17 protein-coding genes and 1 tRNA gene are annotated in these 22,064 nt (G+C 65.9%); 11 read left to right on the top strand and 7 right to left on the bottom strand.

From position 1 onward, the window contains the following. The 5 genes from M0L44_RS05495 to M0L44_RS05475 form a co-directional block, all read left to right on the top strand. A partial coding sequence (locus M0L44_RS05495) for an Ig-like domain-containing protein (RefSeq protein ID WP_252768660.1) occupies window positions 1-1,907 on the top strand: 1,907 nt, incomplete at its 5' end. A gap of 332 nt (window positions 1,908-2,239) precedes the next feature. Beyond that, window positions 2,240-4,975, top strand: a complete 2,736-nt coding sequence (locus M0L44_RS05490) for a sulfotransferase (protein ID WP_252768659.1) — start codon at window positions 2,240-2,242, stop codon at window positions 4,973-4,975. Then, window positions 4,972-6,222 (top strand): TolC family protein, encoded by a 1,251-nt coding sequence (locus M0L44_RS05485; RefSeq protein ID WP_252768658.1) that lies wholly within the window; start codon window positions 4,972-4,974, stop codon window positions 6,220-6,222. The genes M0L44_RS05490 and M0L44_RS05485 overlap by 4 nt, the downstream gene beginning before the upstream one ends. Further along, window positions 6,219-8,381, top strand: coding sequence for an ATP-binding cassette domain-containing protein (locus M0L44_RS05480; protein ID WP_252768657.1), 2,163 nt, complete (start codon window positions 6,219-6,221; stop codon window positions 8,379-8,381). The genes M0L44_RS05485 and M0L44_RS05480 overlap by 4 nt, the downstream gene beginning before the upstream one ends. Then, complete coding sequence (locus tag M0L44_RS05475; RefSeq protein ID WP_252768656.1) at window positions 8,371-9,585, top strand: beta-barrel domain-containing protein; 1,215 nt, start codon at window positions 8,371-8,373, stop codon at window positions 9,583-9,585. The genes M0L44_RS05480 and M0L44_RS05475 overlap by 11 nt, the downstream gene beginning before the upstream one ends. A 20-nt stretch (window positions 9,586-9,605) precedes the next feature. Here the strand turns inward: M0L44_RS05475 and M0L44_RS05470 are convergent, their stop codons facing one another. From M0L44_RS05470 to M0L44_RS05460, 3 genes are read right to left on the bottom strand one after another with little or no spacing between them, the layout of a single operon-like run. Continuing rightward, on the bottom strand, window positions 9,606-10,499 hold the full coding sequence (locus tag M0L44_RS05470; RefSeq protein ID WP_252768655.1) for a DMT family transporter: 894 nt from the start codon (window positions 10,497-10,499) through the stop codon (window positions 9,606-9,608). Then, window positions 10,496-11,029 carry a methylated-DNA--[protein]-cysteine S-methyltransferase gene (locus M0L44_RS05465; protein ID WP_252768654.1) on the bottom strand — a complete coding sequence of 178 codons (534 nt, stop codon included), beginning with the start codon at window positions 11,027-11,029 and terminating at the stop codon, window positions 10,496-10,498. Before M0L44_RS05465 ends, M0L44_RS05470 begins: the two co-directional genes overlap by 4 nt. After that, the gene (locus tag M0L44_RS05460; RefSeq protein ID WP_252768653.1) at window positions 11,007-12,545 is read right to left on the bottom strand and encodes an Ada metal-binding domain-containing protein; all 1,539 of its coding nucleotides are present in this window, start codon (window positions 12,543-12,545) and stop codon (window positions 11,007-11,009) included. Before M0L44_RS05460 ends, M0L44_RS05465 begins: the two co-directional genes overlap by 23 nt. A gap of 168 nt (window positions 12,546-12,713) precedes the next feature. On the opposite strand from M0L44_RS05460, the gene M0L44_RS05455 reads away from it, so the two are divergent. Then, window positions 12,714-14,102 (top strand): phosphomannomutase/phosphoglucomutase, encoded by a 1,389-nt coding sequence (locus tag M0L44_RS05455; protein ID WP_252768652.1) that lies wholly within the window; start codon window positions 12,714-12,716, stop codon window positions 14,100-14,102. A gap of 25 nt (window positions 14,103-14,127) precedes the next feature. Further along, the gene (locus M0L44_RS05450) at window positions 14,128-15,447 is read left to right on the top strand and encodes a 3-deoxy-D-manno-octulosonic acid transferase (RefSeq protein WP_252768651.1); all 1,320 of its coding nucleotides are present in this window, start codon (window positions 14,128-14,130) and stop codon (window positions 15,445-15,447) included. 5 nt (window positions 15,448-15,452) lie between these two features. On the opposite strand, the gene M0L44_RS05445 is transcribed toward M0L44_RS05450, so the two are convergent. From M0L44_RS05445 to M0L44_RS05430, 4 genes are read right to left on the bottom strand one after another with little or no spacing between them, the layout of a single operon-like run. After that, window positions 15,453-16,805, bottom strand: coding sequence for a TolC family outer membrane protein (locus M0L44_RS05445; protein ID WP_252768650.1), 1,353 nt, complete (start codon window positions 16,803-16,805; stop codon window positions 15,453-15,455). Window positions 16,806-16,861: 56 nt separating this feature from the next. Further along, entirely contained in the window at window positions 16,862-17,191 is a 330-nt protein-coding gene (locus M0L44_RS05440) for a rhodanese-like domain-containing protein (RefSeq protein ID WP_252768649.1), read from the bottom strand. After that, the gene (locus M0L44_RS05435) at window positions 17,191-17,844 is read right to left on the bottom strand and encodes a protein-L-isoaspartate O-methyltransferase family protein (RefSeq protein WP_252768648.1); all 654 of its coding nucleotides are present in this window, start codon (window positions 17,842-17,844) and stop codon (window positions 17,191-17,193) included. Before M0L44_RS05435 ends, M0L44_RS05440 begins: the two co-directional genes overlap by 1 nt. A gap of 52 nt (window positions 17,845-17,896) precedes the next feature. After that, complete coding sequence (locus M0L44_RS05430; protein ID WP_252768647.1) at window positions 17,897-18,562, bottom strand: TetR/AcrR family transcriptional regulator; 666 nt, start codon at window positions 18,560-18,562, stop codon at window positions 17,897-17,899. A gap of 188 nt (window positions 18,563-18,750) precedes the next feature. Here M0L44_RS05430 and M0L44_RS05425 point away from each other — a divergent pair, with 188 nt between their 5' ends. The 4 genes from M0L44_RS05425 (at window position 18,751) to M0L44_RS05410 (ending at window position 21,883) form a co-directional block, all read left to right on the top strand. Beyond that, window positions 18,751-19,572, top strand: coding sequence for an undecaprenyl-diphosphate phosphatase (locus M0L44_RS05425; RefSeq protein WP_252768646.1), 822 nt, complete (start codon window positions 18,751-18,753; stop codon window positions 19,570-19,572). Between the two features lie 58 nt (window positions 19,573-19,630). Beyond that, window positions 19,631-20,386, top strand: a complete 756-nt coding sequence (gene trmB / locus M0L44_RS05420) for a tRNA (guanosine(46)-N7)-methyltransferase TrmB (protein WP_252768645.1) — start codon at window positions 19,631-19,633, stop codon at window positions 20,384-20,386. Between the two features lie 16 nt (window positions 20,387-20,402). Continuing rightward, window positions 20,403-20,476: transfer RNA gene (locus M0L44_RS05415), tRNA-Gly, on the top strand. 141 nt (window positions 20,477-20,617) lie between these two features. After that, the gene (locus M0L44_RS05410) at window positions 20,618-21,883 is read left to right on the top strand and encodes a hypothetical protein (protein WP_252768644.1); all 1,266 of its coding nucleotides are present in this window, start codon (window positions 20,618-20,620) and stop codon (window positions 21,881-21,883) included. Window positions 21,884-22,064: the final 181 nt, after the last annotated feature.

Genomic DNA, 22,064 nt, shown 5'->3' with positions numbered 1-22,064 from the left:
GCTTCACGCCGGTCGAAGGCAGCAACACCGTGTACGTGCGCCAGACGGATGCGGCGGGCAATGTCTCGGCGGTCAGCACCGCCTACACCTTCACGCTGGACACTGCCGCGCCCACGCAGGCGGTCAGTGGTTTGGACATCAGCGCCGACACCGGCGCGAGTGCGACCGATTTCATCACCAAGACGGCCAGCCAGACCATCACGGGCACGCTGAGTGGTGCGCTGGCCTCGGGCGAGGTCCTGTACGGCTCGGTGGACAACGGTGCCCACTGGACCGACATCACCAGCAAGGTCAGTGGCACCGCCATCAGCTGGGACGGCGCCGCTCTCTCGGGCAGCAGCACCATCCTGTTCAAGATATCTGACGCGGCCGGCAACGACAGCGCCACCAGCGGCAACCAGGCCTATGTGCTGGACACGGCCGCCCCGGTCCAGACGGTGAGCGGCGTGGACATCAGCGCAGACACCGGCGCCAGTGCCACTGACTTCATCACCAAGACGGCCAGCCAGACCATCACAGGCACGCTGAGTGGCGCCTTGGCTGTGGGCGACATTCTGTACGGCTCGGTGGACAATGGCGCCCACTGGACCGACATCACCAGCAAGCTCAGTGGCACCGCCATCCACTGGGATGGCGCCACCCTCTCGGGTAGCAGCGCCATCCTGTTCAAGATCACCGACGCGGCAGGCAACGACAGCGCCACCACCGGCAGCCAGGCCTACACGCTGGATACCACCGCGCCTTCAGTCCCTTCTGCGCCAGACCTGGTGAGCGCCAGTGACAGCGGCATTTCGACGACCGACAACCTCACCAACGACACCACCCCGACCTTGGGTGGCACGGCCGAAGCGAACAGCACCGTTCACGTTTTTGATGGTGCGACGGAACTGGGTGCCGTGACGGCGGATGGTTCGGGAAACTGGAGCTTTACGACCGGGACCCTGGCAGGGGGCACGCACAGCTTCACGGCCACGGCCACCGACGCCGCCGGCAACGACAGCGCAGCGTCTTCAGCGCTGTCGGTGAGCATCGACACGACCGCGCCGACGCTCTCGTCCTCTTCCCCAGCCGACAACGCCACAGGCGTCAGCGCATCGGGCAACATCACGCTCAACTTCAGCGAAGCCGTCGATCAGGGCACGGGCAACTTCGTGCTGCACGACATCACTGCCAACAGCGACACGACCATTAGTGTCGGCTCCAGCGAGGTGACGGGCTGGGGGACATCGACACTCACCATCAACCCGACAAGCGACCTGACTGGAGGTCATTCGTATGCCGTGCATGTCGACAACACGGCCGTCACGGATGCTGCGGGCAATGCTTACGCCGGAATCAACGACAACACCACGGTCAATTTCGACGTCGCCAGTAGCGTCAATACGTCCATCGTCGTGTTCGATTTGTACTCGGGCGTCTCGTCGAGTCACTCGAATCGCACCTTTCAAGCTGGCGTGTCTTACACCATCTACATCCGGGTCGACAGTAATTCGGCCACTCTATTGACCGATGGCAGTGCAAATAATGAGCATGGCGAGACAGGGACCTGGGGGAACTGGCGCGGCGGGCAAAACCTGGGATCTGACGACAAGATCGTTTTGGTCGGCAGCGGTTCTCCTGTCTTGTATGCCGTCGGCAGAAGTGTTAATCATTTCAGCCTAACCTCTGGACCCTCCGGTTACATGCTCAACTGGAAGAATGCGAATAGTGCAGCCGCAAGCCTGCGTATTTCTACAAATATTGTAATGTTGCATCGAGAGACTCACGGGGGGCACTTCGCCAACGTCACAAATCTTTGGTCACAACCTAATCACCCAGCATCCCATATCAACAATGGTGCAGCGTTGTCCGCGGTATACCTGACGAAAATGCCAACTAACGTCCTGCATACTCAAGGCCTTGCCTGAGCTGGCAGCTGGGCGGGATGGAAGCCCCCGAACGCAAGCTCGGCATGCACGGGATCTTTACTGCCCCACGATGCCGCAGCGCGGAAGGGCCCAGCGAACCCAGGAGTGGGCGGGCTGCGCCAGAAGCCGGAGACGCCTGCGACCGACGTTCTCCGGGGCCCGTGTGGCGATCCCGCACAAGCCCCTCCTGTGGATCGAATTGATACCCCGACCAAGCGAAGCCATTTGCCCCCGGTGGATGCAAGAAGCGGTTGGCGCAGTCTCGTTCCGGAGCCAGTCAGCCACGACGCTTCACGGTTGACGGCATCCCTCCCATTCAACGCTTCGCATTCGTGAGCTATCTGAGCATCCTGCGCCAGCTTGCAGATCAGCAACAGTTCGAGCTGCTGCGTGGCAACGCCGAGGCTTTCCTGGCCGAAACGGGTGAAGTCAATGCGTTGCCCTTGCTGGCCCTGGCTTGCGCCCAACGGAATGATCGAGCCGCCGCCGAAGCGGCGCTGCGGCGACTCAATCAGGTGCAAGCGAGCCTGGGCGATGCGCTCGATCTGGACGCGCGGGTGGACCTCGCGGCCGCACACATCCTCACCGGTCGCTTGCCACTGGCCATTTCCGCCCTCGAAGCCGCCGTTGCTGAACGGCCTGGGCATGACCTGGCGCTGGCGCGGCTCGCCTTCTGCCGGATGCAGACCGGGGACCTGGACGAGGCGCGCGCGCTATACCGACGCTCGGTTGAGCTCGCCCCCCATCGCCTGCCGGCGTGGAGTGCGCTGGCGCGCCTCGATCTCGAAGCCGGTAACGTCGCTGCCGCCGAGGCCGCGCTCGCGGTCGCGCGGGTCCGCCTGGCGGAACAGGACGGGACGCTGTCGCCCACGGCCTGCTTGATTTTCCGTGCCCAGCTCGATGGCCTGCAGCTGGAGGTCTGGGGGGCCAGCGGGCGCTTGGCCGCCGCCGAGGCGTGGCTGGAAGCGCAGCGCGCCGCGCTCGTCGAGGACGAGTGGGTCGGCTACCTCATCGGCTACGCCAACGTGCTGGCTGGCCACGACCGCCACGCCGAGGCCGAGACCGCGCTGCGCGAGGCTTTGCAGCACACCCCGGAGAACTTTCCCCTCATGGGCCAGCTGGCCGAACTGGCGCTGGTTCAGGGCCGCAGCCTACAGGCCATCCAGATTCTCCGCAGCGCGTTGGCACTGGCCAGACGCAAGGATGAACCCGTCCCCCGCCAGATCTGGTTGTGGGTAAGACTAACCGATGCCTGCCTGCGCGGCCTTACCGGCGAGGCGCGCGCTGCCGCCGAAGAAGCCGTGGCGCTGGCCGAGCAGCTGGGGATCGGGGAAGGCCTTTCGGACGCACAGGTCCGCGCCCTGCGTTGGCAGGCCAAAAGCGCACTGGCTCAGGTGGAGTGTGACGAGCGGCATTTCGACCGGGCAGAAACGCTGTTCAACGAAATCCTCGCCGACAACCCTTGGTTCCTGCCCGCCTTGCAGGGCCTGGGCCAGCAGCAGATGCAGCGCGGCCGCCTCGATGAGGCGGTGGCCTTGTTCGAGCGCGTCCAGCAGATCGACCCGGCCAAGGGCATCTCCTCCCTGATCAACGCCCGCCAGATCCCGGACGACAGCGAGACGCTGGAGCGCCTGGAAAGATTGGCCCGCCAACCCAGCCTGGAAGGCTCGGCCCGCTCCGGCCTGTTGTTCCAGCTGGCCGCAGCCTGGGAAAAGAAGAAGGATGACGCGCGAGCTTTCGGCCTGGCGCAAGAGGCCAACGAGGCCAGTCGCAAGCATCTGCGCTATGACCCGAGGGCGCATCGCCAGCGCTGCGCCCGCATCCGCCACGCATTCACCAAGGCCTTGTTCGAGCACCGCCAGGACTGTGGCTACCGTGGCCAGGACGAATCGCTGCCGGTGTTCGTGCTGGGCATGCCGCGCTCAGGCACCACGCTGGTGGAGCAGATCCTTGCTGGCCACAGCCAGATTTCCGGCGCCGGTGAGCTCGGGGTGATTCCCAGCCGCATCCAGGGGCTGAACCGCTGGGAGCGCCGCGTGGGCTCGGGACGGGAATATCCGGACTGCGTGGATGACCTCAATCCCCATGCGACCCGGGGCATTGCCGAAGGTGTGCTCAAGGAGCTCAAGGAGCTGGCCGCCGAGGCCAAGCCACAGGCGCGATTCGTCATCGACAAGCTACCGCACAATTTCGAGAACATCGGCTTCATCAAATTTCTCTTTCCCCAGGCGAGGATCATCTCGGTGCGCCGGGACCCGCGCGATATTGCGATCAGCAATTACTTCATCGACTATGCGGCCAAGCACGGGGGCATGGGTTTCGCCTACGACCTCGGCTGGATCGGCGAGCAACTGGCTGACCACAATCTGCTGATGCGCCATTGGCATCAGACGTTCCCCGGCGAGATTCTCGAAATCAACTACGAAGATGTCGTTGAGGATACCGAGGGCATGGCGCGGCGGATGCTCGACTACATCGGTGTGCCCTGGGAGCCGCAGGTGCTGGCTTTCGATGCGCTGGACCGGCCGGTGAAGACGGCCAGCGTGTGGCAGGTGCGTCAACCCATCTACAAGACCAGCAAGGCGAAGTGGGAGCGCTACCAAGCGCAGCTTGCGCCTTTGATTGCCGGCACCAACGCAAGAGTCACATGGGAACCCATTGAGATGCCGCGCTTTCCGACGCCGGGCATGTTCACCGATGGGGTGGCGCTGTATCGGGCGGAACAACTCGATGCCGCTGAATACGAATTCAAGAAGGTGCTGCACCATTTCCCCGAGCATGCCGCCGCCCATTTCATGGTGGGACTGATCTACGTGCACAAGGGGCATGTGCAGGAAGGTATCGCTCACATGGAGCGGGGACTGGAGAAGTGCCCGTGGAACCGGAACTGGCGCCAGGATCTGATCCAGGCCTGCGAAATGGCGGGAGACACCGGGAAAGCAGAAGGGCTCAGGATCCCCAAACGGTGGGCCGCGCACGCAGACGAAGCTGGAGGCCCCGCCGAGGAAGCGCACGTGGCCTTGGAATGGCCAGTCACCACGACCGGGCAGAATGGAATCGCCGGATGAAAAAGAACCACGCCCGTTTGTTCGGCTTGCTGCTGGTGTTTGCGGCCGGACCGGGCCTCGCCGCCACCACAGGCCTGGAGGCCGCGCTGCGTGCCGCCTTGAGCCAGCACCCGGCCTTGGCTGGGAAACGCGGGGAGGTCGCGGCCAAGGGCTACGCGGTCGACACGGCAAAGGCTCAGCGCTATCCCACGCTGAGCGGGCAGGCGACCAATCGGGATGACACCACCAATGCCAACACCAATCCAGTCACCCTGCGCGGGCGCTTGCCTGTGTGGGCCTTCGGGCGCATTGACAGTGGCATTGCCTACGCCAATGCGGACTTGACGGCGGATCAGGCCGACCTGTTCCGGATCCAGCGACAGCTGCTGGATCAGACCTCCGTGGCCTATGTTCAGGTGCAAGGGACCCACCAGCGGCTCGTGATCGCCCAGGAGAACGTCGCCAGCCTGACAAAGCTGTACGAGCAGATTCAGCGCCGCGAGCGGGGGGAGCTGGCCTCTGTGGCCGATGTCCGTTTGGCCCTGGCACGCCTGACCCAGGCCAGGGCCTTGCAGCAGCGATACGAAGGTGAGCTCGCGGTGGCCAAGACCGAGTTGCGGGCCTTGACCCAGACCGTTGTCGAGGCCGACGAGCCGGTGCCGGAGGCCCTCACCCGGTTGCCCGATGCCGCTACGCTGGAGGCCTTGGCGTGGGAGCAAAGTGCCGACCTGCGCCTCAAGCAGCGTCAGGTCGAGCTGGCCCAGGCCGATGTGGAGCGTGAGCGGACCGCGGCCATGCCCACCGTCTATGTGCAGGCGGATCGTTATTTCAATCAGCCTTACTATGGTCAAAACGTCCGGATGAGCGTGGTGCTGGAGGGAAGTCTGGAAGGGATGGGTTTTGCCGCCGCCGGGCGCAGCAAGGCGGCCGTCTCCCGCCAGCGGGCCGCCGAAGAGGACCTGAACGCCACGCGCGTTGATCTGGAGCGCACGGTGCAGAGTCTGGAGACGAACCGACGCGTCCAGAAAGTTCTGCTCGAAAGCCAGGGGGTTTCGGTCAGCGAGCTCGCTGGGATTCTCGCCTCCTATCAACGCCAATATGAGGCAGGAAGCAAGAGTTGGCTGGATCTTCTCAACATGCAACGAGAACTGTCCGACGAGCGTTTTCAGCAGGCCCAGGCTCAAACCGACTGGTTGGTCTATTCCCTGAAACTGGCTGCGCTGACTGGTCAGCTGGATGCCCTGGTCTTCTCGGAGAATGACCGATGATTCCCCACCAGCTTGTCCACCGACTCCTGCAACAGCTGGGTGTCGTTTGCGCTCCCGAGGTGCTTGAGGAGGCCAGCACAAAGGCAACGGAACACCTGCCATCGGCAGTGCAGCCGGTCGAAGCGCTGCGCCAGACGCTCATGCTTGCCCAGGTGAAGGGTGTCCAGCCCATCCAGCTCGCTTGGCGGCGCTTCGATCCGCGCCGCTTGCCGGCCCTGGTCCGCCACGCAGGTGAATGGTTCGTGGCTGAGCGGAGCGACGCCGGGGGGATCACGCTCAGTGACCCTGCGGATATGAGCCGGCGCATCGCGGAATCAGAGCTGCAGGACGCGCTGGTGTTGTGGCTGCGTCCGCCCGCCCAGCGTTCGAAGTCCCTGAGTCCGGGGTTGGTCGGCAACCGGGCCGCGAAGCTGGTGTGGCGCGAGCTGTTCCGTGAACCCGGGTGGGTGCCCAAGGTGCTCGTGGCCACCCTCCTCATCAACTTGATCGCCGTTGCCACGTCGCTTTTTGCGATGCAGGTCTACGACCGGGTCGTGCCGACCCTGGCCTACGCCACGCTGACCACCCTGGTGACGGGGATGGTGCTGGTGGTGGCCCTGGACTGGGTATTGAAGACCTTGCGCGCGCGCATCCTCGACAGCGTTTCCGTCGCCGTGGACAAGCGGGTCTCGCAACAGGTTTTCGACCATCTGTTGCATCTGCGGCTGGACCTCCAACCGAGAAGTCTCGGGACCCTGGCGGCCCAGGTGGGCGGACTGGAATCGGTGCGCCAGTTCTTCTCCTCGGGGGTGGTCTTCAGCCTGGTGGACTTGCCCTTCGCGTTGCTCTTCATCGTCTTCATTGCCGCCATCGGCGGCAAGGTCGGGTGGGTGTATGCGGCCTTGTTTCCCGTCGCGCTGCTGTTGGGGCTGGTGTCCCAATATCGCCTGCGCGACTTGCTGCACAAGCAACTCCTGCGCAGCAACGAGCGTCAGGGGGTGCTGGTGGATGCGATCCGCGGCGCCGAGTCGATCCGCGCCGGCAACGCGACTTGGCGCTTCTCCCAGGAATGGCAGGAGATCACCGCGAGCATCGACGCCTACAACATCCAGCAGAAGGCGATCAGCAACTTCACCACGGTCACCGCAGGCAGTCTTGCCACCTTGGCCTATGTGTCGGCGGTGGTTGTGGGGGTGTGGCAGATCGAAGCGGGGCTGCTCACGATGGGCGGGCTCATTGCCTGCGGCATCCTCGGGGGGCGCGTCATCTCTCCGGTGGCCCAGGGGGTGCAATACCTGACCCAGTGGCAGAACGTCAGTCAGTCCCTTGCGATGGTCAATCGGGTCATGAGCCTGGAACTGGAGCGTCGTGCCGGGCAGCAACTGCTCCTCCCGGAGTCGCCCCCCGAGGCCATCGAACTGGAGAAGGTGCGCTTTGCCTATCCCGAATCGCCGGTCCAGCAGGTCAACATCGACAAACTCACGTTCCGAAGCGGCGAACGCGTGCTGCTGGTCGGGCCGGTCGGTGGTGGCAAGTCGACGCTGCTCAAGGTGATGGCCGGCCTGTATCCGCCTAACGAGGGGCGGGTGCGGCTGGGCGATGCCGACCTGTGGGAGATCGACCCCCAGGTGGTGGCCAGCCAGATGGGCTATTTGCCTCAGAGCGTGCACCTCTTCAAGGGCACGCTGCGCAGCAACCTGGCGCTCTCGGGAACAGCCAGCGATTCGCGTCTGCTGAAGGTGACCCGCGAGCTTGGGGTCGATGCGATCGCATCGAGCAGCCCCCTTGGCATGGATCTGCCGATCAGCGAAGGCGGGGAAGGGCTGTCGGGCGGACAGCGGCAACTGGTGGCGCTGGCCCGTGTGGTCATCAACCAGCCACGCATCTGGCTGCTGGATGAACCCACGGCGTCGCTCGACGCCGAGAGCGAAGTGCGCGTCTGGCAGGCGCTGCAAGCGCATGTTCAGTCCGAGGACATACTGATCGTGTCCACCCATCGGCCCATGCAGGCGATGAAGTTGGCCAGTCGGGTGATCGTGATGCAGCACGGTGAGGTGGTGAAGGACGGTCGGCCGGAGATCGTGCTGCCGCAGCTGATGGCGAGGGTGGGGGGGCGTCCCCTGGCGATGCCCGGCGTGGCCACCCCTGGCGTGATGGGAGGATTGCGCGATGTGGTTTGAGCGCCATGAGCACGATGATGCCGGGGCCAGCGCCCGCATCGAACGTCTGGAAAACTTTCACCGCCGCAAGCTCGGTTGGGTGCTGGGTCCACTGGCGATTGGTTTCGCGGCGTTCGTGATCTGGGCGATGAGCTTTCGCATCGACGAGGTGGCCCGCGCCCACGGCGAAGTGATTGCCAGCAGCCGGGTCCAGGTCATCCAGGCCGTGGATGGAGGCGTGCTTTCCGAACTCAGGGTCAAAGAGGGCGACCGTGTCAAAGCCGGCGAGATCCTGGCACGCCTGGACCTCACCCGCGTCAGCACCACGGTGGGTGAAACAGAGGCCCGGTTGTTCGCACTTCGGGCCAAGTCGGCCAGGCTTCGAGCCGAGGTGACTGCAGCGGCGACACCGGATTTTCCGCGTGTCCCGAGCATGTCCCTGCAGGATCAGGTCGAGGTGGAGCGGGCTCTGTTTCGGCAACGCAAGGAAGGCTTGAAGGAAGAGTTGCGCACGCTGCAGGTCGCTCTCGATCTGGCGCGCAAGAAATTGGAGCTGGTGGAGCAGTTGAAGGCATCGGGCGACACCAGTGGCTCGGAGGTATTGAGCGCCAAGAACGCGGTGAATGATGCCGAGGCGCGGCTGATCAGCCGCCGCAACAAGTTCTATGAGGACGCTCGGGTCGAACTGACCCGCGCCGAGGACGAGATCTCCCAGAACGAGCAGGTGCTGGAGCGACATGAGCAGGAGCGCAAGGATGCTGTCTTCCGCTCGAAGGTGAACGGCATCGTCAAGAACATCCGGGTGACCACAGTGGGTGGGGTGCTGCGCCAGGGCGAGGAGATCATGCAGATCGTGCCGGTGGATGACGAGCTCATCGTCGAAGTCAAGGTGAGCCCTGCCGACATCGCCAGGGTGCGCCCGGGGCTGGAGGCGAACATCCGCTTCGACCCTTTTGACTACACGGTTTTCGGCACTGTGGCGGCCAAAGTGACCTATGTGAGCGCGGATACCCTCAAAGAGCAGACCAACCGCGGAGAGGACATCTACTACCGGGCCCATCTTGCGCCGGGGCGCACCCCCGTCACCACGAACACCGGCAAGACCCTGGACATCCTGCCCGGCATGACCGCCCAGGTAGACATCCGAACTGGCGACCGAACTCTGATGGACTATTTGCTCAAACCCTTGCGCAAGACCTTGATGGATTCCTTCAGAGAGCGCTGAGGTTCGGTGGCTTCTTGTTTTCAGGCCGACTGTCGGCGTGGCCAGGGCCAGAGGCCGGTTACCAGCGCCGTGCCAGCCAGGATGACACCGCAGGCGCTGACCATGGTCAGGCTGATCGACTCGCCCAGAAACAGCGCGCCCCATAGCACAGCGAAAGCCGGAATCAGGAAGGTCACCGTCATGGCGTTGGACGCGCCGACGCGGCTGATCAGCCGGAAGTACAGCACATAGGCCAAGCCAGTGCACAGCACCGCCAGCAGACTTGCCGCCACCCAGGCCAGCCCGGACGGTGGGACCTGGGGCCAATGGGTGACCATCAGTGGAACAAGCAGCATTCCGGCGCCCGCCTGGCTGCCGGCGGCCAAAGCCATGGAGGGCACGCCGACCAGATGGCGCCGCGTGAAATTGGCCGAGAAGCCATACATCAGCGTGGCACACAGACAGGCTGCCACCGCCAGGGCGGGGCTCACACCGTGTTCGCCGGGATGAAAGCTGGCACGGTCCCAGGCCAGCCACAGCACGCCGGCAAACCCCAGGGCCAGGCCCAATCCCTTGCGTCCACCGGGACGCTCCCCCATCCAACCCCAGGCGATCAGGGCGCCCCAGAGCGGGGTGGTGGCGTTGAAGATGGCCGACAGGCCCCCGGTGATGGCCAGTGCGGCCACACCGAAGCAGATAAAGGGCAGGGCGGAGTTGGTGATGCCCACCAGCAGGATGGGCCGCCAGTGCTGTCGCAGGGCGGCAACCTCTCCGCGCCAGACGAGCAGCGGGAGCAGACAGGCCACCGCACCCACCACGCGCAGCCCCGCCAGGGCCAGCGGGCCGAAGGCGGCTGCGCCCAGGCGGATGAACAGGAAAGAGGCGCCCCAGATGGCGGCGAGCAGGGCCAGTTCGGCCAGGTCCTTGGGTTTCATGGGGTGGACGCAAAAAGGTCGGCGGCCAGGGCTGCGCCTTCGTTCCGCAGCAGGGTGCGCTTGCGCGTGAGCCCGCCAGCGTAGCCTGTCAGCGATCCGTCGGAGCCCAGGACCCGGTGGCAAGGGATGAAGAGGCTCAGCGGGTTGCGGCCCACGGCCGCCCCCACGGCACGCACGGCCTGGGGGCGTTGAAGGCGCAAGGCGAGCGCGCCATAACTGCAGGTCTGCCCAGGCAGCAACTCCCGCAGGACAGCCCAGACGGCTTGCTGGAAGGCGGTGCCGGCAGGGTCCAGCGGTGTCGCAAAGCGAGTTTGGCGGGGCGCTTGCCAGTAGGCCTGCAACTCATCACGCGCCTGGGCCAGGGTGGGGTGGTCTGCCCATTCGGGGGCGTCCAGCGGGCCCGGGTGGTGCTTCTGGTCCTCGAACCAGGCGCCGCCCAGGCCTTGCGCACTGGCGGCCAGGCGCAGGGCTCCCAGCGGGGTGTCGACGAGGGTCTGGGCGACCCATTCACGGTGCAGCGAGAGGCTCATGGTCGGGGTGTCCGGAAGGAAGTTCGCTGGGGGCTGGGGACGCCAGGCCGTGCCACAGTTGCAGCACGGCGTAGGCCCGCCAGGGGCGCCAGGCGTCGGCCAGCGCCTGGGCCCGCCGGGGCATGCGCGTGCCCAGGGCACGCAGCACGGCCGCATCGCTGGCCGGAAAGGCATCAGGCCAGGCCAGCACCCGCAGTGCCACCAGCTGGCAGGTCCAGTCGCCGATGCCTGGCAAGGCGCGCAGGGCGGCGAGCGTGTCGTCCACCGAGGCGCCGGGAGAGAGGTCCAGCTTGCCGTCCAGCACCGCAGCGGCCAGGGCCTGCAGGGCATCGATGCGACTGCGGATGATGCCCAACTGCCCCAGGGTGTCCACCGAAGTGTTCCTCAAGGCTTGCGGCGTAGGGAACAGATGGGTCAGTCCCGGCACCGGCGTGGCGCAGGGGTCGCCCAGCCGGGCCACGAGCCGGGCTGCCAGCGTGCAGCCGGCCGCTACCGTGACCTGCTGACCGAGGATGATGCGCACCGTGGTTTCGAAGCCATCCATGCAACCGGGCACGCGCAGGCCCGGGCGCGCCCGCGGCATGCCGCGCAAGGCCTCGTGGATGTCCTGGGGCTGCGCGTCCAGGTCTAGCAGGTGGCGCACCCGTCGCATCACCTGTGGCAGTGCCGGCACCAGCCCGGGAGAGGCCGTGAGTTCCACCCCTTCGCGTCGGGCGTCGAAGCGCAGGCCCAGCCAGCCCTGACATGGGCCCTGGCGACCGGGCAGCGACAGGGTGCGCCACCAGGCGCCATCGTGCAGGGCTTCCACCCCCAGCAGAGGGCGTCCGCCCAGAAAGTCCAGCATCGCCTGGGTGTCATAGGGCGGTCGCCAGCCCAGGTGCAGTCGCACGCCCTCGGGGGCCAGGGTCTCCTGCCCGGGCTGCTGCTTGCGCAGCGATGTGGGCGTGAGCCGGTAGCGCTCCTGGAACAGCGCGTTGAAGCGGCGCAGGCTGCCGAAGCCGGCGGTCTCGGCCACCTGGGTGATGGGTAAGGCGGTGTCGGTGAGCAGGCGCTTGGCCAGCAGCAGCCGGCGCGTGGTGATCCATTGGATCGGGCTGACGCCGTGCTCGGCCTGGAAGATGCGGCGAAGGTGCCGTTCGGTCACACCCAGTCGCACGGCCACGGCCGGCAATGCAATGTCCTCCGAGGTTTCCAGCAGGCGCTCCAGCAGCACCGCGGCGCTCCGGGCCAGACTGCGGGACGAGTCCACCAGGGCCAGGCCGGGGGCCAGTTCAGGCCGACAGCGCAGGCACGGCCGGAAGCCCGCCGCTTCGGCCTGGGCCGCCTCCGGGAAGAAGCGACAGTTTTGCTGGCGCGGCAGGCGCACGCGGCAGACAGGCCGGCAGTAGATGCCAGTGGAGGTGACCCCCACGAAGAGGCGCCCATCAAAGCGCGAGTCGTGCGTCTGCAGTGCCAGATAGGCTGCGCCGTCGTCCAGCGGTGGCGTGGGTGGGTTGGCGGCGTCCGAGGCGGGCATGGGGTCATGATACGGAGTCCCGGTGGCCCGTCTCGCCGTTTTCGGACACATGCCTGAGACCTGCAACCCATCTTCACACAGCGATCGGGCGGTGCGCATCGGCGTCTCTACAATGGGCTCGCAGTTGTCGGTGTTTCCCCCTCTTCAACAGACATCCGAAAAGCCCCCATGAAAGTTGATGCATCCATCTTCAAGGCCTATGACATCCGCGGCATCGTCGGCAAGACCCTCGACGAGACCCTGGCCGAGCACCTCGGCAAGGCCTTTGGCACCGAGGCCCTGAAGGCCGGTCAGAAGGCCGTGGTGGTGGGACGCGATGGCCGCCTCTCCGGCCCGGGGCTGGTGGATGCGCTCAAGCGGGGCCTGGCCTCGACCGGCCTGGATGTGGTGGACCTCGGCGCGGTGACGACCCCGATGGTCTATTACGTGGCGGCCACGCGCGGCCGGCATGGCTGCAACAGTGGCATCCAGGTGACCGGCAGCCACAACCCCAAGGACTACAACGGCTTCAAGATGGTGCTGGCGGGCCGGGCCATCTATGGCGAGGAGATCCAGGGCCTGAAGCGCCGCATGGAGACCGAGGACTACACCCAGGGCCGGGGTCGCATCGGCGCGATGGACATCCTGCCCGAGTACACCCACCGCATCGTCAATGACTGCAAGCTCGCGCGCCCGATGAAGATCGTGGTCGACTCGGGCAACGGCATCCCCGGGGCCAGTGCGCCAGGCATTCTGAAGGCGCTGGGCTGCGAGGTCATCGACCTGTACTCCAAGGTCGATGGCGACTTTCCCAACCACCACCCCGATCCATCCAAGCCGGCCAACCTGGCCGACCTGATCAAGGTGGTGCATGCCACTGACGCTGAACTGGGCCTGGCCTTCGATGGCGACGGCGACCGCCTGGGCGTGGTGACCAAGGATGGCCAGATCATCTACCCGGACCGGCAACTGATCCTCTTCGCGCGCGACATCCTGACCCGGGTGAAGGGCGGCACCATCATCTACGACGTCAAGTGCACCCAGCGCCTGGCCCCCGAGATCAAGGCCGCCGGTGGCGTGCCGTTGATGTGGAAAACCGGCCACTCGCTGGTCAAGGCCAAGCTCAAGGAAACCGGCGCCCCGATCGCGGGCGAGATGAGCGGCCACATCTTCTTCTCGGAGCGCTGGTACGGCTTCGATGACGCGATGTACACGGCCGGGCGGCTGCTGGAGATTCTCTCGCGCACGGATGACCCCAGTGCAGTGCTGAACGCCTTGCCCACCAGCTTCAACACCCCCGAGCTGAACGTGCCCTGCGCCGAAGGCGAGCCGGCCCAGGTCATTGCCAAGCTGCTGGAGACCGCGAAGTTCCCGGGCGCCGAGGTCATCACCACCGACGGCCTGCGCGCCGAGTATCCGGACGGCTTCGGTCTGGTGCGGGCGTCCAACACCACGCCGGTGCTGGTGATGCGCTTCGAGGGGCACACGCCGGAGGCCATGCACCGCATCGAGCATGACTTCATGGCCGCCCTGCGCGCCGTCAAGCCTGACGCCGAGATCGGCGCTTCGGCCCACTGAGCGCTTGAACCGGACACAGTCGGTCTTGCCCGATACCGGAGCCTCCCTGTCTGTCATCCTGGCGCGGCAGGCCTATTCCTGGGCCTTGCGGCTGGGCACGCCGGCCTACCTGGCCAAGCTCTGGCAGCGGGGCGCGCGCGAGCCTCTGTACCGCCAGGCCATCGGCGAGCGCTTCGGCTTGCATCTGCCGCCCATGGCGCCGGGCGCGCTGTGGCTGCACGCGGTGTCACTGGGTGAGACCCGTGCGGCTGCCGCGCTGGTGGCCGCCCTGCGTGCACAGCGGCCTGGCTTGCGCCTGTTGCTCACCCATGGCACGGCCACGGGACGCGAGGCGGGGCAGGCGCTGCTGCGCGAGGGGGACCAGCAGCTGTGGCTGCCCTTCGACACACCAGGGGCGGTGCACCGTTTTCTGCGCCATGCCCAGCCCGCCCTGGGCGTGCTGATGGAAACGGAGATCTGGCCCAACCTGCTGCACGCCGCGGCGGCCCGGCGCCTGCCCATGGTGCTGGCCAATGCGCGTTTGAGTGACAAGAGCGCGCGCCGCGGCCAGCGCCTGTCCCTGCTGATGCGACCTGCAGCCGATGCTTTGAATCTGGTGCTGGCTCAGACCGAGGCCGATGCGCAACGTCTGCGCGCAGCCGGCGCGGCCGACGTGCGCGTGTGCGGCAATCTGAAGTACGACCTGCAGCCCGATGGGGATCAGCTGGCCCAGGGCCGCGCATGGCGGGCGGCCTTGTCGGGTTCGGTGGTGGCCGCGGTGAACACCCGCGAAGGCGAGGAGGAGGCCCTGCTGGCCCGCTGGGCGACCTGGCCCAGTCCTCGTCCGCAACTGCTGCTGGTGCCGCGCCATCCGCAGCGCTTTGACGCTGTGGCGGACCTGGTGCGCCAGCAGGGGTTCAGCGTGTCACGGCGTTCGCAATGGGGCGGAGCGTCTCCTGCCGAGGCGGCGGGTGGGGCGGATGTCTGGCTGGGCGACAGCCTGGGCGAGATGGCGCTGTACTACGGTCTGTCCGACCTGGCCCTGCTAGGCGGCAGCTTTGCCCCGCTGGGCGGTCACAACCTCATCGAATCGGCGGCCTGCGGCTGTCCGATCATCCTCGGGCCCTCGACCTTCAACTTTGCGCAGGCCGCGGAGGGCGCGCTGGCTGCAGGCGCCGCCTGGCGGGCGACCGGCTGGGACGACGCGCTGGACCAGGCGGGGCAACTGCTCGCGGCACCGCAGCGGCTGCAAGAGGCCGCCGAGCATGCCACGGCATTTGCCTCTGCTCACCGCGGGGCGGCCACGCGCATGGCATCGGCCATCCTCAGCCTGTTGCCGGCGGCGGCCACGCCGCCGCGTGGCTGAAGGCCTCAGCGGGCCAGCAGGCCGTTGACGCGCTGGATGTCGGATTCGTTCAGCTGACCCGTGACTTGGCGCAGCTTCAGGTCGCCCATGATCACGTCGTAGCGGGCTTTGGAGAGCTGCTGTTCGGTGTTGAACAACTGGGTCTGGGCGGTCAGCACGTCCAGGTTGACCCGCACGCCCACCTTGTAGCCCAGCTGGGTGGCCTCCAGAGACAGCTTGTTGGAGGCTTCGGCGGCCTCGTAGGCCTTGACCTGCGCCAAGCCGCTCTGCACGCCCAGGAATGCCGAGCGGGTGCTCTGGGCAATGCTGCGACGGGCACCTTCAAGGTCGTTGGTGGCCTTGTCTTCGAGCTTCAGCGTTTCCTGGATGCGGTTCTGGGTGGCAAAGCCGCTGAACAGGGGCAGCGACAGGGTCACACCGATGGCCTTGTTCGTGTTGCTGCCCGACAGGTGTGCGCTGGGATCGGTGTCGATGTCGACGTGGCCCTTGGTGTAGCTCCCGGTGAGGGCCACCGTGGGCAGGTGGCCGGCACGCGCCTTCTCGGTCTCCAGCTTGGCGATGTCCAGCGCCAGGCGGGCCTGGGCGATGCTCGGGCTGCGATCCTCTGCCGTTCCCAGCCAGGTATTCAGGTCGGCCGGCAGCAGGGGCGGCAGCGCCACTGGCTGGGCCAGCGTCCAGGGCTTGATGCCGGTGCGGCCCACCAACTGCTCGAGCGCCAGCTGTTTGACGTGCAGGTCGTTGTCCGCCGCCAGCTCCTGGGCCACCACCAGGTCGTAGCTGGCCTGGGCTTCGCGGGTGTCGGTGATGGTGGCCGTGCCAACCTCGAAGTTGCGCTTGGCGGAGGCCAATTGCTCCGAGATGGCCTTCTTGTTGGCCTGCACCGTAGCCAGCGTGTCAGCGGCCGCCAGCACGTCGAAATAGGTCTGGGACAGGCGCACGATCAGGTCCTGCTCGGCCGCCTGCAACTGCGACTTGGCCACTTCGACGGTCTTGTCCGCCTGGTCGATGGTCAGACTGTTGGGACGGTTGAACAGGCTTTGCTGTGCCGACACCGTGACCGGGGTCGTGGTGCTGCTGGTGCGGGTGGTGCTCGGGCTGTACGGGGTCTCGTCGATGTTGCGGTTGGCCGACGCGGTCAGTCCGACGCTGGGGCGCTGCAGCGCGTAGGTCTGTGCAGCTTGGTACTCCGCTGCTTCGGACTGGGCGCGGGCGGCCAGATAGGTGGCATCGTAGGACCGTGCCGCCTCGTAGAGCTCCTGCAGGCTCTGGGCGCGAGCGGTTCCTCCGAGGCAGAGTGCAGCCAGCGCCAGAGGGGCGAGGCGGGCACTCGGACGGAACAGGGAGCGCGGAGTCGGCATGGTGTTTTCCTCTGGGTCGAAAAAGGGGGGGCGCCCGCAGCGGATGGCGGCAGGCTTCAGTAGCGTGGCATCGCCGGGTCGACCTGGCGGGCCCAGGCGTCGGTGCCACCCTCCAGGTTGTACACAGCTGAATGGCCTTGATGCATCAGGAATGCGACGACCTGCGCGCTGCGCATCCCGTGATGGCAAAAACAGACGACAGGCTGCTGAGTCGCCAGTTCGGTGCAACGGGCGGGCACCTCACCCATGGGCATGGCCACCGTCCTGACGCCTTCCAGCGCCAGAGGGGCCAGCGCCACCTCCCACGGCTCACGCACGTCCAGCAGCACCACGCCCGCATGGGCCTGGGTGAAGGGGATCAGTTCCTGGACGTGCAGCCGGTTCATCAGAAGTGGAAGCGGGTGGGTTCGGCAAAGCCGTCGAGCCGCTGGGCCACGGTGTCGAACAGCTCGACCTTGGACAGGGCCTTGTCGGATTGGCGGGTGTAGAGCACGGCGCGCATGACCGGCTCGGCGCCTTCGATGGTGATCAGCCGCCCGCCGACCTTGAGCTGGTCGAGCAAGCTTTGCGGCACCTGGGCCACGGAGCCCGAGAGCACGATCACGTCAAAGGGGCCTTCGGCGGCCAGTCCGTCGCGGCCATCGGCTTCACGCACGGAGACGTTGGACAGGCCGGCACGACGCAGGTTCTCGCTGGCCATCCGGGCCAGTTCAGGGCGGTTTTCCAGCGTGATGACGCGTTGGGCGCGATGGCCCAGCAGGGCGGCCATGAAGCCCGATCCGGCGCCGACCTCCAGCACGGTTTCGTGGCGCTGCACCTTGGCTTCCTGCAGCAGGCGGGCCTCGACCCGCGGGGCCAGCATGCACTGGCCACCGGGCAGCGGGACCTCGGTGTCCACGAAGGCCAGAGCGCGGTAGGCGGCGGGGACAAAGTCCTCGCGCTTGACCGCGGCCAGGAGCGAGAGCACGGCAGGATCCAGCACATCCCAGGGGCGGATCTGCTGTTCGATCATGTTGAAGCGGGCTTGTTCGATGTTCATCACGGCGTCCTCGAAAAGGTCCGGCGGCGTCTGGGCCGGTCAACCTTTCATTCTAGGTGGCTTTATTGCCTGCAACATGTCCGCCGCCGGGCGGCAAGAGTCCCTGGAAGCCGCTGAGCAGCAACTGCATGTGCGCCCGCATGAAGACCTCGGGCTGTATGTCCTTGAAGCCGCAGGCACCCAGCGAATGCTTGTGCACGCACATCATCACGAAAGGCATGGCGATGGAGTGCACGGCCATCTCAACGTCCATGGGGCGGAACTCCCCGCGTTCCACGCCCTGCAGCAGCAGCCGTGCCATCACCCCCATCCCCGGTTCGAGCACTTCCTGGGCATAGAACTCGGCCAGCTCGGGAAAGTTGCACATCTCGGTCAGCAGGAGCTTGAACACGCCGGATGCAGGGCTGTTGTAGACACGGATCCACCAATCCACCAGGGGGCCCAGCAGGGCTTCCGTGGCGGTGCCCTGGTGCTCGTCCAGCAGGCGCGCTCCCTCGGCCACCTCCACCGCCAGCGTCGACTGCACCACGGCCTTGAGCAGCTCTTCCTTGCTGGGGTAGTAGAGATAGAGGGTGCCCTTGGACACGCCCGCCCGTTGCGCCACTTCCTCGGAGCGGGTGGCGGCAAAGCCCTTCTCGACGAACAGGGCGAGCGCCGCCTCCAGCAATTCCTGGGGGCGGGCATCCTTGCGGCGCTGGCGTGAACTGTGAACCGTCATCAGATTAATGACCCATTGGTCATTAATCCTAGCAGCCGGCGTGGCGAACTCAATACCCATTGGGGTATTTTGACGGAAAGCCCGCAGTCAGGGAAGGGGGCGCGTTCGGGTGTTCCGGTTGCCGGGCTGGTGAAAACCCGCGGGTATGATCCCGCCCTCGCATTGCCTCACGTCAAGGAGCACCCGTCTTGGACTTCCTGCTGCTCAAGGCCGCCATCATGGGGGTGGTTGAAGGTCTCACCGAATTCCTGCCCATCTCGTCCACCGGCCATCTGATCTTGGCGGGATCGCTGCTGGGCTTCACGGATGCAAAGGCCAAGGTCTTCGAGATCGCGATTCAGTCGGGGGCCATCCTGGCGGTGGTGCTGGTGTACTGGCAGCGTCTGCGCGACGCCGTGACCGGTCTGGCCACACAGGCCTCGGCACGGCGTTTTGTGCTCAATGTGCTGGTCGGCTTTCTGCCGGCCGCGGTGTTGGGCCTGCTGGTCTACAAGATCATCAAGGGCTATCTGTTCAATGCGCCGGTGGTGGCGGCCTCGTTCATCGTTGGCGGTCTGATCATCCTGTGGGCCGAGCGGCGTGCTTCGCCTCAGGTTCGCATCCAGTCGGTCGACGAAATGACCTGGGTCGATGCCTTGAAGGTCGGACTGGTGCAGTGCCTGGGCATGATCCCGGGCACCAGCCGCTCGGGTTCGACCATCATCGGCGGCATGCTGCTGGGGCTGTCGCGGCAGGCGGCGACCGATTTCAGCTTCTTCCTGGCCATTCCCACTCTGATCGGCGCGGGGGGCTACAGCCTTTGGAAGGAGCGGGCGCTGCTGAGCATGGCCGACATGCCGCTCTTTGGGGTGGGCTTCTTCGTGTCCTTCCTCAGTGCCTGGGTCTGCGTACGCTGGCTGCTGCGCTACGTGGCCAGCCACACCTTCATCCCCTTCGCCTGGTACCGGATCGCCTTCGGTCTGCTGGTGTTGGTCACGGCCTGGACGGGCTGGGTGGTGTGGGCAGACTGAGCCCCGTTGGCCGGTGGTGCTTCAGGCAAAATGCCGCGCCTTGCCTTTTGCCGCCACCATGATCGACGACACCGTTCTTCCCGACGAGCCGCCCGCGGGCGATGAACTGCCTGCCCAAACGGGCGACGCCGCAGAGGCCCCCCATCGCCGCATCCGCAGCTTTGTGCTGCGCGCGGGGCGCATGGGCACGGGGCAGCAGCGGGCGCTTGAGGAGTTGGGGCCGAGATACCTGGTGCCCTATGTGGCCGAGCCACTTGACGCCGCTGCCCTGTTCGGTCGCGACGCCCCCCTGATCGTCGAGATCGGCTTCGGCATGGGCCACGCCACCGCGCAGATCGCCGCCGCGCGCCGCGACACCGACTTCCTGGGCATCGAGGTCCACACGCCGGGTGTGGGCGCCTTGCTCAAGCGCATCGGTGAAGAGGGACTGGGCAATCTGCGCATCATCCAGCACGACGCCGTCGAGGTGCTGGAGCACATGATCGCCCCCGACTCTCTGGCCGGGGTGCATGTGTTTTTTCCGGATCCTTGGCACAAGAAGAAGCACAACAAGCGCCGGCTGATTCAGCCCGCCTTCGTCGCGCTGCTCGCTTCACGCCTGAAACCGGGCGGCATTCTTCACTGTGCCACCGACTGGCAGCCCTACGCCGAGCAGATGCTGGAGGTGCTGGAGGGGGAGCCTCGGCTGCACAACACTGCGCCGGGGTATGCGCCTCGTCCGGACTATCGGCCACTTACCAAGTTCGAGAACCGCGGCATCCGTCTGGGCCACGGCGTGTGGGATCTGGTCTTCGAACGTCAAACAATCGCGTAAACTACGCGCTTGCGCTGCGGGTGTAGTTCAATGGTAGAACGGCAGCTTCCCAAGCTTCATACGAGGGTTCGATTCCCTTCACCCGCTCCAACTGACACACGACTGGCCCCATCCGGGGCCAGTTGTACATTCAGCGCCGTCTGAGGTTGATCGCCATCCATCCTTGGGGGTGGCCAGGTGGCACAGGTCCTGCGAGCATGCAGGGGGCTAGTCGACTTTCCGGATCCCGCCATGAGCTCTTTCGAACGCATTGCCGTCGGTGTTGTTGCGCTGGCCGCGCTGGGCCTGCCCTGGAAGGCTGAGGCTGCTGTTCAGGTGACCCAGACCGACATCGTCAGCACGGCCACCCGGCTGGTGTCCTACCGCCACCAGCGGCACATGTTCGTCACCTCCGACGGTCGCACCCACGCGCTGATGAACCTGGGCACCGCAGCGGGCACGAGCGGGTCGCTCTACCTGCATTCGACCGATGATGGTGCGCAATGGGCTCGCCAATTGGTGCTGCCCAATACCGATGCCAACAGCGTGTCCGATGGCGTGCTGACGGGCGACTCCCTGACCGTGGTCTACCAATGCAGCGACGGGATCGCGCGCACGTCCACGCTCAACTACAGCGCCGCGACCCGCACCTGGTCACTGGCGAGCACCAGCAAGCTGCCGCGTGCCTCGACCACCATCGCCGCGGTCAACCCCAGCTTTGCCGTGGATGCGAACGGCAACACCTGGCTGGCCTATGTGCAGGAGGACAGCAGCAGCGGCTACGTGATGATCGCGCTGTATGTGAAGCCTGCGGGCAGCAGCACCTGGTCCCGCAGCAGCCAGTCTTATGGCTACAGCAACGGCGTCACCTTTGGCAGCGACAAGCGCAGCGCCCGTCTGGTGAGCCTGCCTGGCGGCGTCGGCCTGATGTACTCCGTCGGCCCCAACATCTACTGGGCCGAGCGGCCTCTGACGGGCACGCTGACGTCCACCTGGAATTCGTCCGTGCTAATGCTGTCTGGCACGGCCGACAACGATCCGATGTCCAGCCACTTCAGCACCGTGGTGGACGGGCAGGGCAATGTCTATGCGGCCTACACCGATGCCAATGTGCTCTACCTGCGCATCCGCAACGCAAGCTCCCGTCAGTGGACGGCCCAGACGCGCATCACGGGCAACAGCACCACCTATCCCTCGGCCAATCCGACCTATGCCCAACTGGCCTGGCTGGGCGGGGCCAAGGTGGCGCTCATCAGCAATTTCGGCGCCGGGATCAACGTCTACCAAAGTGCCAACAGTGGCTCGACGTGGACTTGCACCACGCGCGCGGTCCATACCGGGATGTCTGGCTATTTCAACGACGCGCGGGTGGAGATGCCCGCTTTCCCGGGCGCAGGCACCGTCCAGGCGCTCCAGCAATACCAGGCCTTTCAGCCGCCAGGCGATGGCACGGTGCCGCCGCAGTATGCGGTGTCGTTCCGGTTCGCGCCGTCCACCACCGCAGGTGGATGTCAGTGAACTCGTGAGCCGCTCGCGCGGCAGCCACAGTCCCTTCATCTGGATCAAGACCGGGCTCGTTGAGCCCGGTCTTTTTGTATCCATTCCCCTCCGACGCGGGTTAGTCCCAAGACGGAAAAGGGATCTCCCCAGCTTAAAGTTTCTTATCCAGAAGCGAACGACCGTTCACTTTTGAAACGCG

This window comes from Ideonella oryzae, from assembly GCF_024055665.1.
In the GTDB taxonomy this organism is placed as follows: domain Bacteria; phylum Pseudomonadota; class Gammaproteobacteria; order Burkholderiales; family Burkholderiaceae_C; genus Ideonella; species Ideonella oryzae.
The sequence above is the reverse complement of the archived record's forward strand: the minus strand, read 5'-3'. Positions and strand labels throughout refer to the sequence as shown.